Source organism: Trueperaceae bacterium (assembly GCA_036381595.1).
Lineage (GTDB): Bacteria > Deinococcota > Deinococci > Deinococcales > Trueperaceae > DASVCN01.
Genome location: DASVCN010000039.1, coordinates 36,020 through 49,084, shown reverse-complemented (window position 1 = coordinate 49,084; position 13,065 = coordinate 36,020). Strand labels below are relative to the sequence as shown.

General features: G+C 65.7%; 13 protein-coding genes. 5 read left to right on the top strand and 8 right to left on the bottom strand.

Annotated features, from left to right (window positions below):
* Positions 1–68: 68 nt before the first annotated feature.
* Positions 69–2,171 (bottom strand): EAL domain-containing protein, encoded by a 2,103-nt coding sequence (locus VF168_13175; protein ID HEX7005131.1) that lies wholly within the window; start codon positions 2,169–2,171, stop codon positions 69–71.
* Between the two features lie 221 nt (positions 2,172–2,392).
* On the opposite strand from VF168_13175, the gene mqnE reads away from it, so the two are divergent.
* Both mqnE and VF168_13165 read left to right on the top strand, forming a co-directional pair.
* Positions 2,393–3,526, top strand: coding sequence for an aminofutalosine synthase MqnE (gene mqnE / locus VF168_13170; GenBank protein ID HEX7005130.1), 1,134 nt, complete (start codon positions 2,393–2,395; stop codon positions 3,524–3,526).
* On the top strand, positions 3,519–4,379 hold the full coding sequence (locus VF168_13165; protein ID HEX7005129.1) for a menaquinone biosynthesis protein: 861 nt from the start codon (positions 3,519–3,521) through the stop codon (positions 4,377–4,379). The genes mqnE and VF168_13165 overlap by 8 nt, the downstream gene beginning before the upstream one ends.
* A gap of 9 nt (positions 4,380–4,388) precedes the next feature.
* On the opposite strand, the gene VF168_13160 is transcribed toward VF168_13165, so the two are convergent.
* Genes VF168_13160 through hslV form a run of 3 tightly spaced genes read right to left on the bottom strand, consistent with a single transcriptional unit; the run spans position 4,389 to position 6,889 of the window.
* Positions 4,389–4,961, bottom strand: a complete 573-nt coding sequence (locus VF168_13160) for a dienelactone hydrolase family protein (protein HEX7005128.1) — start codon at positions 4,959–4,961, stop codon at positions 4,389–4,391.
* A 57-nt stretch (positions 4,962–5,018) separates the two neighbouring features.
* Positions 5,019–6,326: an ATP-dependent protease ATPase subunit HslU gene (gene hslU, locus VF168_13155; protein HEX7005127.1), complete on the bottom strand. Its 1,308-nt coding sequence runs from the start codon at positions 6,324–6,326 to the stop codon at positions 5,019–5,021.
* Complete coding sequence (hslV, locus tag VF168_13150) at positions 6,323–6,889, bottom strand: ATP-dependent protease subunit HslV (GenBank protein HEX7005126.1); 567 nt, start codon at positions 6,887–6,889, stop codon at positions 6,323–6,325. The genes hslU and hslV overlap by 4 nt, the downstream gene beginning before the upstream one ends.
* Before the next feature lie 211 nt (positions 6,890–7,100).
* On the opposite strand from hslV, the gene VF168_13145 reads away from it, so the two are divergent.
* Positions 7,101–7,709, top strand: a complete 609-nt coding sequence (locus VF168_13145; protein ID HEX7005125.1) for a thymidine kinase — start codon at positions 7,101–7,103, stop codon at positions 7,707–7,709.
* 6 nt (positions 7,710–7,715) lie between these two features.
* On the top strand, positions 7,716–8,615 hold the full coding sequence (locus VF168_13140; protein ID HEX7005124.1) for a cation diffusion facilitator family transporter: 900 nt from the start codon (positions 7,716–7,718) through the stop codon (positions 8,613–8,615).
* Here the strand turns inward: VF168_13140 and VF168_13135 are convergent.
* The 4 genes from VF168_13135 to VF168_13120 all read right to left on the bottom strand — a co-directional run bounded on the left by VF168_13135 (position 8,612) and on the right by VF168_13120 (position 12,013).
* Positions 8,612–9,688, bottom strand: coding sequence for a hypothetical protein (locus VF168_13135; protein HEX7005123.1), 1,077 nt, complete (start codon positions 9,686–9,688; stop codon positions 8,612–8,614). The two genes, VF168_13140 and VF168_13135, sit on opposite strands and share 4 nt — an antisense overlap.
* A complete protein-coding gene (gene aspS, locus VF168_13130) occupies positions 9,685–10,977 on the bottom strand; it encodes an aspartate--tRNA(Asn) ligase (GenBank protein HEX7005122.1) in 1,293 nt (430 codons plus the stop codon). Before aspS ends, VF168_13135 begins: the two co-directional genes overlap by 4 nt.
* Before the next feature lie 174 nt (positions 10,978–11,151).
* On the bottom strand, positions 11,152–11,553 hold the full coding sequence (locus VF168_13125) for a hypothetical protein (protein HEX7005121.1): 402 nt from the start codon (positions 11,551–11,553) through the stop codon (positions 11,152–11,154).
* A gap of 40 nt (positions 11,554–11,593) precedes the next feature.
* Entirely contained in the window at positions 11,594–12,013 is a 420-nt protein-coding gene (locus tag VF168_13120; GenBank protein ID HEX7005120.1) for an NUDIX domain-containing protein, read from the bottom strand.
* 203 nt (positions 12,014–12,216) lie between these two features.
* Here VF168_13120 and VF168_13115 point away from each other — a divergent pair, with 203 nt between their 5' ends.
* Entirely contained in the window at positions 12,217–13,050 is an 834-nt protein-coding gene (locus tag VF168_13115) for an aminoglycoside phosphotransferase family protein (protein ID HEX7005119.1), read from the top strand.
* The last annotated feature ends 15 nt before the right edge of the window (positions 13,051–13,065 follow it).

Below are 13,065 nucleotides of genomic sequence, written 5' to 3'. Positions count from 1 at the left end.
CTGGTTCGCGAGCTGACCCGCGCACACGCGGTCTCGGCCCACAGTACGAACGTGAGCCGGCGCCTTCCTCAGGCGCCGGCCTCCTTCTTGCCGTCCAGTAGCAGATACTCGTCGAAGGAAGGACCGGGCAGGGGCCGTTCGAACAGGTAACCCTGGGCCCAGCGGCAGCCGGTGGCGGCCAGGAAATCGGCTTGGGCGCGAGTCTCCACTCCTTCGGCGATGACCTTTAGGTCGAGCTTGTCGGCCAGCAACTGGATCGCTTCCACCAGCACCCGGCTTCGCTCGTCACGCACGACCCGCTGGATGAACGAGCGGTCGATCTTCAGGTGGGTGATCGGCAGGTGCTGCAGGTATTTGAGGCTGGAGTAGCCGGTGCCGAAATCGTCGATGGCGATCTGCACGCCAAGGCCGGCGAAACGACGCAGGTCGCGTGCGGCCCGTTCGACATCCTGCATCAGGTAGGTCTCGGTCAGTTCCAGCATGACAGCGTCGTGAGGCACCCCCGAGACCCCCAGTATCCGCGCGAAGGTGGTCAGGAACTGGGGGGACTCGAGCTGCTTCGGAGAAAGGTTTATCCCCAGATGGAAGTGGGGGTAGCTCTCAAGCCAGGTCTTCAACTGGCTGAGAGACTGCTCCAGCACCCATTCGCCTATCGGGTGGATCGTGCCGTTGTCTTCGGCGACGGGGATGAACTCTGTGGGAGGCACCAGGTCGCGGCGCGGGTGGCGCCAGCGCAGCAACGTCTCGGCGCCGGCCACCGACTCGGTGCCCAGTTCGATGACCGGCTGGTAGTGCACCTCGAACTCGCCCTTCGCGAGCGCCTGACGCAGGTCGGCCTCGATCTCCAGGTTGTCCTTGACGCGCGCGTCGAGGTGAGCGTCGTAGACGACGTAGCGCGCCTTGCCGCCGGCTTTTGCCCGGCGCAACGCGATATCGGCCTGACTGATGACGGCGTCCGGGTCGCGAGCGCTCTCGGCAGCTACCGAGATGCCGATGCTGGTGCTCAGATCTAGCGCAACCCCGGCCAGCCGGAACGGCTCGGTGAAGCTCTCGAGCACCCGCTGGGCTACTCTAACCGCGTTCCAGACGCTGCCGACGTCGAGCAGCAGCAGTGCGAACTCGTCGCCGGCCAACCTCGCGGCGACGTCGCCCGGCCTTATGCATTGACGCACGCGGAGGGCGGCCTGAACCAGCAACTGGTCGCCTACCGAGTGCCCGAACATGTCGTTCACCCGCTTGAAGTCGTCTAGGTCGAGGAATAGCACCGCGTCTCGCACGCCTTGCCGGCGCCGGTCGCTCGCGAACGATCTGCGGGCGATCTCGAAGAAGGCGCTGCGGTTGGGCAGGTCGGTAAGCGCGTCGTGGTCGTGGCTGTGCTCGAGCTGCCGCTCCTTCTCCCGCTCCGAGGTGATGTCCCATATCGAGGAGACGACCCCGTACGAATCGGATTCCCCTTCCAGGCGAAGGGGCGTGCTGCTCACCGAGATCCAGGCCAGGTTGCCGTCGCCTCTGCGGACGGCCATGTCACCGCTGGCGGGACGTCCGGTTCGGAGCGCCTGCATCGACGGGTACCTCTCGAGCGGCAGAGGGGTGCCGTCCTCGTCGATGGCACCCCAGCCGCGGCCCCGCACGCTGTCATCGCTGAGGGTTCGAACATCGGTGCCCAGGATCCGCTCCGCCGCCTCGTTGCAGTCGGTCACCACCCCCTGGAGGTCCTGGATGATGATCCCCTGCTCGAGGGCGGCCAGCACCGCGCCGTAGTGCGACTCGGCGCTCAGCAGTCCTGCGTCGGCCTCGCCACGGCCGGCGAACAGGTTGACTCGCAGCACCATCGGGCTCGGCCCCTGCCCGCCGTCGCCCAAGGGGATCAGGGTGAGTTCGGCCCGGAGCTCGGCAGCTGGATCGCATGACAGCCTGAAGCGCCCTGACACCGCAGCGGCGGCAGACTGAGCCGCAGCGATCCGTTCGGCCAGGTGCGCGTTCTCGTCACGGTGCACCAGTGAAAGCAGCGGCGTTCCCAGCAGGCACTCGCGGCCCAGCAGCCTCGCGAGGCCGTCGCTGCACTGCTGGACGCGGCCGTCCGCTGCGACGACCCCGTAGAAGACACCGGCTTTCACTGACGGGGGCCCGGCCGGGGCCTCCCGGGTGATCGAAGCTCGCGCGCGGCTCATCGGTAACCACTCCTAGTTCGCCGCCCCAAGTCATCGTACGATGACGCCTTACAGCTCGCTTAAGTATCGGCCAGAAGGGCGCTCTCGGCCGATGAAGTAGTCCACTCCCGGAACTCGGCTGGGCTCGTGAGGGCCAGCTGCGATCAACGGTCGTCATGCCTGCGAGTCGCGGGCGCACGTGGACCGGCCTTCCGGGGAGGCGCTGTTATACTTCGCTGGCGATGACGGTCGCTTCCGTACGTGACATGCCCGTTCGTGACTCTGCACTCGAGCCGATAGCAGACAAGGTGCTCGAGGGCAGGCGGCTCGATTTCGAAGACGGGTTGCTTCTCTACCGCACGCCCGACTTAGCCACGGTGGCCCGCTTGGCCGACATCCGAAGGGAACGGATGGTGGGCGACAAGGCCTACTACGTCCACTCGCTGCGGCTCTCGCAGACCAACGTCTGCTACGTCGGCTGCACGTTCTGCGGATTCCAACGGAAGTTCGGCGAGGACGGGGTCTGGGACTACGACCTCGAGCAGGTGTGGGAGTACGTCGACAGACACTGGCACCCCGACCTCACCGAGATCCATATCTCGTCGGGACATCACCCGAAGCGCGACTGGCAGTACTACCTCGACCTGGTTCGCGGCCTCACCGAACGCTACCCGGGAGTGCAGGTCAAGGCCTGGACAGCCGCCGAGATACACCACTTCACCAAGATCACCAGGCCGCGGCTCGGTTACCGGGAGGTCCTCAGCCAGCTCAAGGAGGCGGGCTTGGTGGCGATGCCTGGTGGGGGGGCCGAGATCTTCGCCGAGGACGTTCGTCGGCGGATCGCTCGCGCCAAGGTGAAGGCCGAAGGGTGGCTGGAGATCCATCGTACCGCTCACGAACTCGGGATACCGACCAACGCGACCATGCTCTACGGGCACGTCGAGCGGCTCGAGGACAGGCTCGATCACATGATGAGACTGCGGCGGCTGCAGGACGAATCGCCAGGCTTCTTCTCGTTCATCCCGCTCGCCTTCCAGCCCGACAACAACCCTCTTGCCGTCGAGTTGGGCAGGACCGAGCATACGGTGGGAGTAGACGACCTTCGCAACCTCGCGGTCGCCCGGCTGATGCTCGACAACTTCCCCCACATAAAGGGTTACTGGGTGATGATCACCCCCGAACTCACCCAGGTGACCCTCTCGGCAGGCGTGAGCGACATCGACGGAACGATCAAGGACGAGCGCATAGCCCACGCCTCCGGCGCCGTCACCGAGTCCGGGATGACCGAGGAGGAGCTCGTCCGGTTGATACGCGATGCCGGTCGCATCCCCGTGCGCAGGGATGCTCTCTACAACGAGCTGTTCGTGCATGCCTGAGCGCTCCCCCGAGTCGTCTCTGGCCGAACGGCCCGGACGGGTCGAACGCCTCGGCGTCGTTTCCTACGCCAACGTGGCGCCCCTCCACTACGGCCTCTCGCCGTGGCAGGACGAGGAGACAAGCGTGGAGTTCGTCGAGGGCGTACCCAGTGAGCTGAACGCGATGCTGCTCGCCGGCGAGATCGATCTCACGCTCGTCTCCAGCATCGAGTACATCCGCCACCGCGAACGGCTCGTCGCCCTGCCCGACTTCTCGATCGCAACGCTGGGGCCCGTGTACAGCGTGATGCTCTTCCACTGGCGGCCCTGGGAGGAACTGAGCGGAGCGAGGATAGCGGTGACCACAGAGTCGGCCACCAGCGTCGAGCTGTTGCGTGTGCTGTTGATCGGGAACGACATGGAGGCGGAACTGGTGCCCCTGCCGCCCGACCTCGATGCGATGTTGGAGGTATGCGACGCGGCGCTCCTGATCGGCGACTCGGCGCTCACCGAGGGAGTCGCCAGGCGCAGGATCGGCGGCCGCCAGCCGCTGCTCACCGACCTCGGTGAGGCCTGGTACAGGCTCACCCGGCTGCCTTTCACCTTCGCCGTTTGGGCTTCGCCGAGGGGCAAGTCGCCTTCGCAGCGGCTCGTGGAGCGGCTACGCGATGCCCGACGCCGGGGCCTGGCCGAGATAGGTCGGGTGGCCGAACTGGAGGGCCCGCGCCGAGGCGTGCCCCAGGAAGTGATGCAGCGCTACCTGTCCAACTTCCGCTACCACCTCGAACTCCCCGACCGAGACGGGCTCGAGGAGTTCGCGAGACGCAGCGTCTCCGGCCTCGATACCGCCGAGCTGCGCTACTGGGACCTGTAGGCGGGTCGCCTAGCGGGCGGCGAGGAAGTCGAGCACCCGGCGGGTGAGGAGCGCGGTGGCTTCAGGGTCGTAGGAGGGCAGGGTGCGGTCGGCGAAGTAGTGCTGGTCGCCTGAGTAGACGAACAACTCACCCTCTTCGGCGAGTTCCACGAGTTCGCGCGCAGCGTCGAGGTCGCCCTCCTTCGCGAAGTAGGGATCCTCGTCCATCCCGTGTACCTGTACCGGAACGCCCTTCGGCCAGGCGCCGAACTCACCCATTGGCACACACGAGTAGAAGAGCAGCGCGCCCCTGGCGCCCGGCCTGGTCTGAGCGAGCTTCTGGGCCGGCAGAACGCCCAGCGAGAAACCGGCGTAGACGAGTCCCGCGGGTAGATCGGCGACAGCCCGCTCGGCCCTGGCGATGACCTCGCCGAAGCCGATCTCCCGGGCGTGGCCGACCCCCTCCTCGATAGTGCTGAAGGTCCTGCCGGCGAAGAGATCGGGAGTGTGGACGATGTGGCCGGCCGCGCGCAGCTCGTCGGCGAAACCGACGACGCCGGGCGTGAGCCCGAGGGCGTGGTGGAAGAGCGCTACTTCAGCCATTGCCTACCTCCGCTGGTCGCTGCCCGGGGCACTACGCAAGCCATACGACCGTACGGGTCAGAGTACGAATCGGCTCAGGTCCTCGCTGTCAACGATGTCCTCGAGCTTCTTGCGAACGTATGCGCCGTCGATGACCACGTCGCCCAGACCGGTGGCGAACGAGATGTCCTCCAGCACCGTCTCCAACATCGTATGCAGGCGCCTCGCGCCGATGTCCTCCACCTCGCGGTTCACCCGCTCGGCGTACTCGGCGATCGACTCGATGCCCGACTCCTCGAAGCGCACGAAGCTACCGTCGACCTTCAGGAGTTCGGTGTACTGGCGGGTGAGCGAGTGCTCCGGCTGAGTGAGTATCCGCTGAAAATCCGCGGAGGTGAGCTCTTCCAGCTCTACCCGGATGGGGAAACGCCCCTGCAGTTCGGGTATGAGGTCCGAAGGTTTGGAGACGCTGAAGGCGCCCGCCGCGATGAAGAGTACGTGATCGGTCTTGACCGCCCCGTAACGGGTATTCACCTGCGTTCCCTCGACCACCGGCAACAGGTCGCGCTGGACTCCCTCACCCGAGACGTCGGCCCCCGAACTGCCGCCCGACTCGGCGATCTTGTCGAGCTCGTCGATGAAGACGATGCCGGCGTTCTCGGCCCGGTAGACCGCCTCGCGAGTCACCTCGTCGTGGTCGATCAGTTTCTCTGCCTCCTCGCCTTCGAGCACCTTTCGCGCCTCGGCGACGGTCGTCTTGCGTTTCACCCGCTTCTTCGGTAGGACGTTCGAAAGCATGTCCTGCAGGTTGACGCCCATCTCCTCCATGCCCGGCATCATCGCCGCCATGGGCCGTTCGTCCTTCACCTCGATCTCGATGGTGCGGGCCTCGAGCTGGCCGGCCCGAAGTAGGGAGCGCATCTTCTCGCGTCCCTCCTGGGTGCCGCCCGGCAGCAGGGCATCGAGCAGACGCTCCTCGCCGGCCTGGGCCGCCCGTTCGGTGACTTCGGCCTTCTTCTCGTTCTCGACCATGACGTAGGCGGCCTGCATCAGGTCTCGCACTATCGACTCCACGTCCCGACCAACGTAGCCGACCTCGGTGAACTTGGTGGCTTCCACCTTCACGAACGGCGCCTTCGCCAACCGGGCCAGCCGCCGGGCGATCTCGGTCTTGCCGACCCCCGTAGGACCGATCATGAGGATGTTCTTGGGCACTATCTCGGCTTGCATCGCTTCCGGAAGTTGCCGCCTACGGAAGTGGTTGCGAAGCGCCACAGCCACCGACCGCTTGGCCTTGTGCTGGCCGATGATGTGCTTGTCCAACTCCTCCACGATCTGCAAGGGTGTCAGGTCGGCCGCCGCCCTCAGGATCGCTTCACTCGTCATCTCGCCCCCTGGTCGTGATCCTGCTCTGCGCCAACCGTGAGGACAGTGGCGGTACCGCTGGTGTAGATGTCGATGTCGGCCGCTATGCTCAGCGCCTGCCGGGCGATCTCTTCGGCGCCCAGGTCGGTGTTGCGCAACAAGGCGAGAGCAGCAGCCTGAGCGTAGGCGCCACCGGAACCGACCGCCACAACCGGCTCGTCGGGCGCTATGACGTCGCCCACGCCGGAGAGAGTGAGGATCTGCTCGTCGTCGGCGATGATCAGCATCGCCTCCAGATTGCGCAGGACGCGGTCGGTACGCCACTCCTTGACCGTCTCCACTGCCGCCTTCAGCAGGTTCCCACGACTGGCGTCGAGGTGCCCTTCGAACTTCTCCAGGAGTGTGAAGGCGTCGCTGACTGCCCCTGCGAACCCTGCCAGGACCCGCTCGTCGTGCAGGGTGCGCACCTTCACCGCCCCCTTCTTCACGATCGTTTCGCCGAGGGTGACCTGGCCATCACCTGCGATGGCCGAGACCCCGTCCCGGTGGACAGCGACGATCGTCGTTCCGTGCATGCGGTTCATATCGCAGCACTGTAACAGCTCGACCCGCGCTCACCGGTGTCGCGACGAGCAGCGTTCCTGCCGCCCTTCTCGCGCCCTCCGGCGGTCACCGGCCGGCGCTCGTCCCCGCTACGCCATCCGAACGAGAGTGTCCGCCGGACCGGAGAGCATGCAGCCGTACGTTATGAAGCACCGGGCAGAGGCTCCGCCAGGCCTGGGATAGCATGGGCGAATGCCATTCTTCGAGTTCGGCGGTGGGCGGCTGGAAGCGATCGTGGGCCCGATGTTCAGCGGGAAGTCGGAGGAACTGATCCGGCGGGTCAACCGGGCCCTCATAGCCAAGCAGGAAGTCCAGGTGTTCAAGCCGGCTATCGACGATCGCTACGACGCCCGGTCGGTCGCATCGCACACGGGCCGAAAGATGGAGGCGGTGCCGGTGGAGGACGTGGCAGCGGTTCGGGCCGCGCTGCGAGACGAGGTCCAGGTAGTCGCTTTCGACGAGTGTCAGTTCTTCGGCCCAGAGGTGGTCGACCTGTCGCTGGAGTTGGCGGACGCCGGCCGCCGGGTGATCGTTGCCGGTCTCGACCTTGACTTCAGAGGCGAGCCGTTCGGAGCGATGCCGCAACTCCTGGCGCATGCCGAACTCGTCGAGAAGCTCACCGCGATCTGTCGTTGCGGCCGCCAGGCGACCAGGACTCAGCGGCTCATCGGCGGATCGCCGGCGCACTTCGACGATCCGGTGATCCTGGTCGGGGCCTCGGAGCGCTACGAGCCTCGTTGCCGGGAGTGCCACGTGGTCCTGCGGGAAACCCGGCCAGTACCGCTCTTCCCGGTAGCCTGAGCACCGATGGCTCACTCTCACGACCATGGAGGAGCTCCGGCATCTGAAGCTCGGCGCAATCGTCTGGCTGCCGTGCTGGTCCTGGTGCTGCTCTACGCGGTCGCCGAAGTCGTTGGCGGGCTGCTCACCAACTCCCTGGCGCTGTTGGCCGACGCCGGACACATGCTCTCCGACGCGGGAGCCTTGGCGCTGTCGCTCTTCGCGGTATGGATCGCCAAGAAACCGGCGACCAGCGGCCACACTTACGGCTACTACCGAAGCGAGATCCTCGCCGCACTGGTCAATGCCGCAACGCTGGTCGCGATCAGCGCCTATATCTTCTACGAGGCGTTCAGGCGCCTGGGGTCGACTCTCGAGGTCGAAGGCGGCGCGATGATGCTCGTGGCCTTGGGCGGCTTGATGGTGAACGTCGCCGGCCTGGCGATCCTCCACGGCGGGCGAGACGAGAGCCTCAACGTACGAGGAGCCTGGCTGCACGTGCTGACCGACGCCCTGGGCAGTCTCGGCGCGATAGTCGCCGGAGGCCTCATCTGGCTGCTCGGCTGGAATTGGGTTGACCCGCTCGCGTCGGTGCTGATCGGGGTGTTGGTGACGTACTCGGCCTGGGGACTCCTGAAGGAGACGGTGAACGTGCTACTCGAAGGCGCGCCGCCGGACATCGACGTGGACGTCGTGCGGGCCCGCTTGCTCGGTTGCACCGGGGTGGACGACGTGCACGATCTGCACGTCTGGACGATCACGAGCGGGATGCCTGCGCTGTCGGCCCACGTGGTGGTGCGCCGCGAGCAGTTCCGTCAGGAAACGCTGGTGCGCGTGAGGGAGTGCCTGCACGAGGAGTTCGGCATCGATCACGTGACGATCCAGTTGGAGCATGCCGATCTGGTGGAGCCGGGCACTCCGGTCTAATCGGTCCGTCCCGGTTTGCCCGCCCTGTAACCCTGAACGGTGTGCTCCGGTGGCCGCCCGGCTTGCGGCGGGGTTGCTTCGGGCAGCCGGAGACCCTCCACCCAACCGTCACGGTCGTGCGGGTCCCACACGAGTAGCAGCGCCATGATCCCGTAGAAGGGCAAGTGGCCCACCAACTCGATCCAGTTGAAGACGGTGAGGGTCAGGTTGAACGGCAGCCACGCCACCACGATGGTCGCCCTCACGAAGACTCCGAGAATCAGGAGCAGGCCGATGATGAGTTCGACCATCCCGGCGCTGAGTATGAAACTCAGGTCGCTCATCGGTATCCCCAGCTCGGCCGTGAAATTGAGTGGGTACTCGTTCAGGAACGAGAGAGCCAACGGCAGGTTGGCCAGTTTCTCGGTGAAGGCGACCACGATGAAGCTGAGGCCGGCGCCTATCCGGAGGGCCGCTACGGCGTGACGCGCGAGGTGGGCGGGAGGTTCGAGCCGCGGGAAGATCAGCCGATCGATGGCGTAAGGTCCGCGGCCGGTCAGGAAGAAGAAGGCGGCGAAGCCGAGCATGTGGATGTTCTCTAGCATGGCAACAGGCGAGGTGACGACCGTTCCGAGCAGCCACAGGAGCGCGAGAGCGACCGCAGCCGGGCGGGTAAGGCCACCGTAGAAGAAGGAGAGGGCTATGCCGGTCTGCATCAGCCCCAGCAGAAAGCGCCAGCCGCCTTCGAGAGGCACGCTCGACGCGAAGAGGGTGCCGCTGACCCCGGCCGCGAGGAGTGGAACGGCGACGTGAACACCCAGGATCATGGGCGCAAGTCCGTATAGCCTGCTACGGCCGCCCGGAGTCGCGCCGAACAGTTCCGGTCCGGGGAGTATGCCGCGCCGGCCGCGGAACCTCCAGAGCGCGTAGGCCAGGAGAACCAGAAGCAGGGCGCCGGCGACGTACCAGATCGCCGGTGGGCCGAATGCCCTCGAGAGATGCGCCTGATACTCCGCGCTCTCCACGAACCACTTCTCGTGGGCGGTCGCTTTCGTCGCCAGCAGTGCGGTCAACAGCGCCCAGGTGACCCTCAAGGCTGCAACCTGCTCCCGTCCCGCGGGAAGGCTCTGGCGAAGCGAACGTTGGGGATGCCGAGCAGCAGCGCGGTGAGGCGTTCTGCCCCGAGGGCGAAACCGCCGTGGGGCGGCATCCCGTGGCGGAACACCTCCAGGTACCCGCTGAACGAGTCAGGGTCCATGTTACGTGTGTGCAGTTCCTGGACCAGGCGATCGTAGCTGTGGATGCGTTGGCCACCCGAGCTGATCTCGACGCCGCGGAACAGCAGGTCGAGGCCGCGTGTGAGGCCGTCATCGGTGGGGTAGGTGTAGAACGGCCTGGCCGCCTGTGGGTAGCGAGTCACGAATACGAAGTCGCTGCCGTGCTCCTCCTGCGCCCAACGCCCTAGCAGCCGCTCGGCCTCGGGGTCGAGGTCCTTGCCGCCGGTGGCATGCCCGTAACGCTCTTTCACAAGCTCGCGTGCGTCGAGCAGGGGGATCCGCGGGATAGGTGGAGCAGTGTCCGGCGGCGAGGCGCCAAGCGTGGCGAACTGGGCGGCGCAGCGCTCCGCCACTTGCCGCATCATCGACTTCACCAGCGCTTCCTGGAGGTCCATGACGTCGCCGTCATCCTCGATGAAACCGAACTCGACGTCGAGCGAGAGGTACTCGGAGAGGTGCCGGCTGGTATGCGACTGCTCAGCCCGGTAGACCGGCGCAACCTCGTAGACCCGTTCGAACACCGCCACCATGATCTGCTTGTAGAGCTGCGGCGACTGGGTGAGGTAAGCCCGCTTCCCGTAATAGTCGACCTCGAACTGGTTCGCCCCGCCCTCCGCACCGGCGGCCACCAGTTTCGGCGAGAAGATCTCGGTGAACCCGTGTTCATCGAGGAACGACCGGAACGACTTGACCAGCTCGGCCTGCACCTTCAGTGTCGCCTGGGCCTTCACCCCGCGCACCGTCACGTGCCGGTACTGGAGCAGCGTCTCCGGGTTGGCATGCCACTCCTCTTTCGGGATCTCGACCGGAGGCGGAGCGCTCGCCTCGCTGATCACCTCCAGCGATCGAGCCTGGATCTCGAGGCCATGGGGAGCTCTGGCGTTCTCCACGACCTTGCCCTCGATACGGACGCAGCTCTCGAAGAGCGGTAGGTCGGCGCCCTCGAATACGCACTGCACCAGGCCGCCGCCGTCTCTCAGGAGCAGGAACTGGATGCCGCCCAGGTCACGCCGGTTGTGGACCCAGCCTCGCACCGTCACCTCACCGCCCACGTGGCGGTTCAATCGGGAAATCGGCGTTACCGGCGAACTGGCTACTGCTTCCATCTTCACGCTCCTAATTGAAAACCCCGAGGCTCGAACCTCGGGGTGTACGACTGCGATCGATCGCGACGTCTAGGTCCCGAGGTTCCTCGCATCGGAATTGTCCGAACCGTCGATGAAGGCTCTCGGGCGCTGCAACGTCATCGCCGAGAATCGTAGCAGGGGCCCAGCGGGGTGTCAACGCGCCCGTCGCGCCAGGAACTCCTCGATCAGCCGGATGTGGATCTCGTCCTTCGGCCGGCCGAGGCGCCTCTTGAAGCGCAGGACCGCTTCGAGGCTCACGAACGGGATCCCTTCGATCCTCGCGGCCTCGTCGATCAACGAGTTCGCGTCGTCCCCCAACCAGCCGTCGAAGATCTCTACGCCCGCTGACGGCCGCACCACATCGTCCTTCTGGCCGTGTTCGAGCGGCGCCAACGTTTTGGCGTACTCCCAGGCAGCACCTCGCGAAACGATGTCGAGATCGCTTATCTCATCGACGAGTCCGTGCGCCAGCAGCGGAGCGCTGCCGTGGAGAGCATAGTCGCCCTCCGGGAGTCCGAGTGATTCGACTATGGCGATGACTTCGGCGAGATCCAACGGTCGACTCCTTCCGAAGTTGCTCCGAGCCGCGCGACTCTCACCACGGAAGCGCCGCTGCCGTTTCGGCAGCGCGGACAAGCTGTTGCAACGGACTCCGTTGCGCCAGCTCGCCAGGCGTGAGCCAGGCGTAGTCGTCGTGCTCGTGACTCAGAACGACCTCGCCACCGGTCGCTCGTCCGCGATAGACGATGACTACCATCGGTTCCTTGATCCGCTTGGCCGGATAGGCGGTCACCGGTCTAGGATCGAGATCGACTTCGAGGCCGCACTCCTCGGCGATTTCGCGTTTGATCGCATCGACAGGATCCTCGCCAGGGCGCACCCTTCCGGAGAGGGTCTCCCACAGCCCGGGTCCCGCGTCCTTCGTCTTGCTGCGCTGCATGCTCAGTAACCGTTCGCCTCTGAACAGCACGGCCGCCACCGCGACCACGAGGGGAGGCTCGGAAAGGTTGCCCACGCGGCATTCTTGCACGGCCCAGGTTCGGCCGTTCGGCGGTAGCTGTCGCTTGCCCTGTTCTTGCCGGCTCCACTCTCGAGGGCACTGCAGGGGATGCTTATGATGTAGCCGTGGACCGGAAACACGTCTACGTCTAAGAGAATCAGATCGTCAGATTCGAGAGTCCGGTAGGCGAGCGGATCGAGCTTAAATGGTTGGAGTAACTGCCGATAATTTACGTCCAGGACTATATTCGGCGCTGGGACCTCGTCCCTGACGGCGATCCGATCGAGACGCCGCACAGCACACTGATACCGGTTCGCCTCGATGGTGAATCGGCGATGCTCAAGATCGCAACGGCAGAAGAGGAGCGGGCCGGGGCGAAGCTGATGGTGTGGTGGGAGGGTGATGGCGCCGCTGAGGTGTACGCGCTCGATGGCGAAGCGGTGCTCATGGAGCGGGCGACGGGTGAGAGATCACTCAGCGAGATGGCTCGGAAGGGGGCGGATGACGAGGCTACCCGCATCATCTGCCGGGCAGCGGCGGAGCTCCATGCTGAGAGGGGCCGTCCGCTGCCGGCTCTGGTGCCTCTGTCTCGTTGGTTCGAAGCGCTGTGGCCGGTGGCCGATGAGCATGGCGGCCTCTTCGAGGTGGCGGCCGATCTGGCGCGTCGACTGATCGCCGAAGAGCGCGAGCAGGTGGTGCTGCACGGCGATCTGCACCATGGCAACATCCTCGATTTCGGCAACCGCGGCTGGTTGGCGATCGACCCGAAAGGCCTCTTCGGTGAGCGCACCTTCGATTTCGTCAACCTGCTCCGCAACCCTGACGCCGAGGTTGCGTTGGAGCCAGGCCGGTTCGATCGTCAATCCGAGCTCATCTGCCATGCCGCTAACCTCGACCAGGCGAGGTTCCTCGAGTGGACGGTCGCGTTCGCATGCCTCTCCGCAGCCTGGATCCTCGACGGCGGAGACGAACCGACACTCGACCTGGCGGTCGCCCGGTTGGCCGCAGCCCGGCTCGGGATAGGTGAAAGGAAGTCCCGATCCTCTCGATAACCTGTGACGCCGATA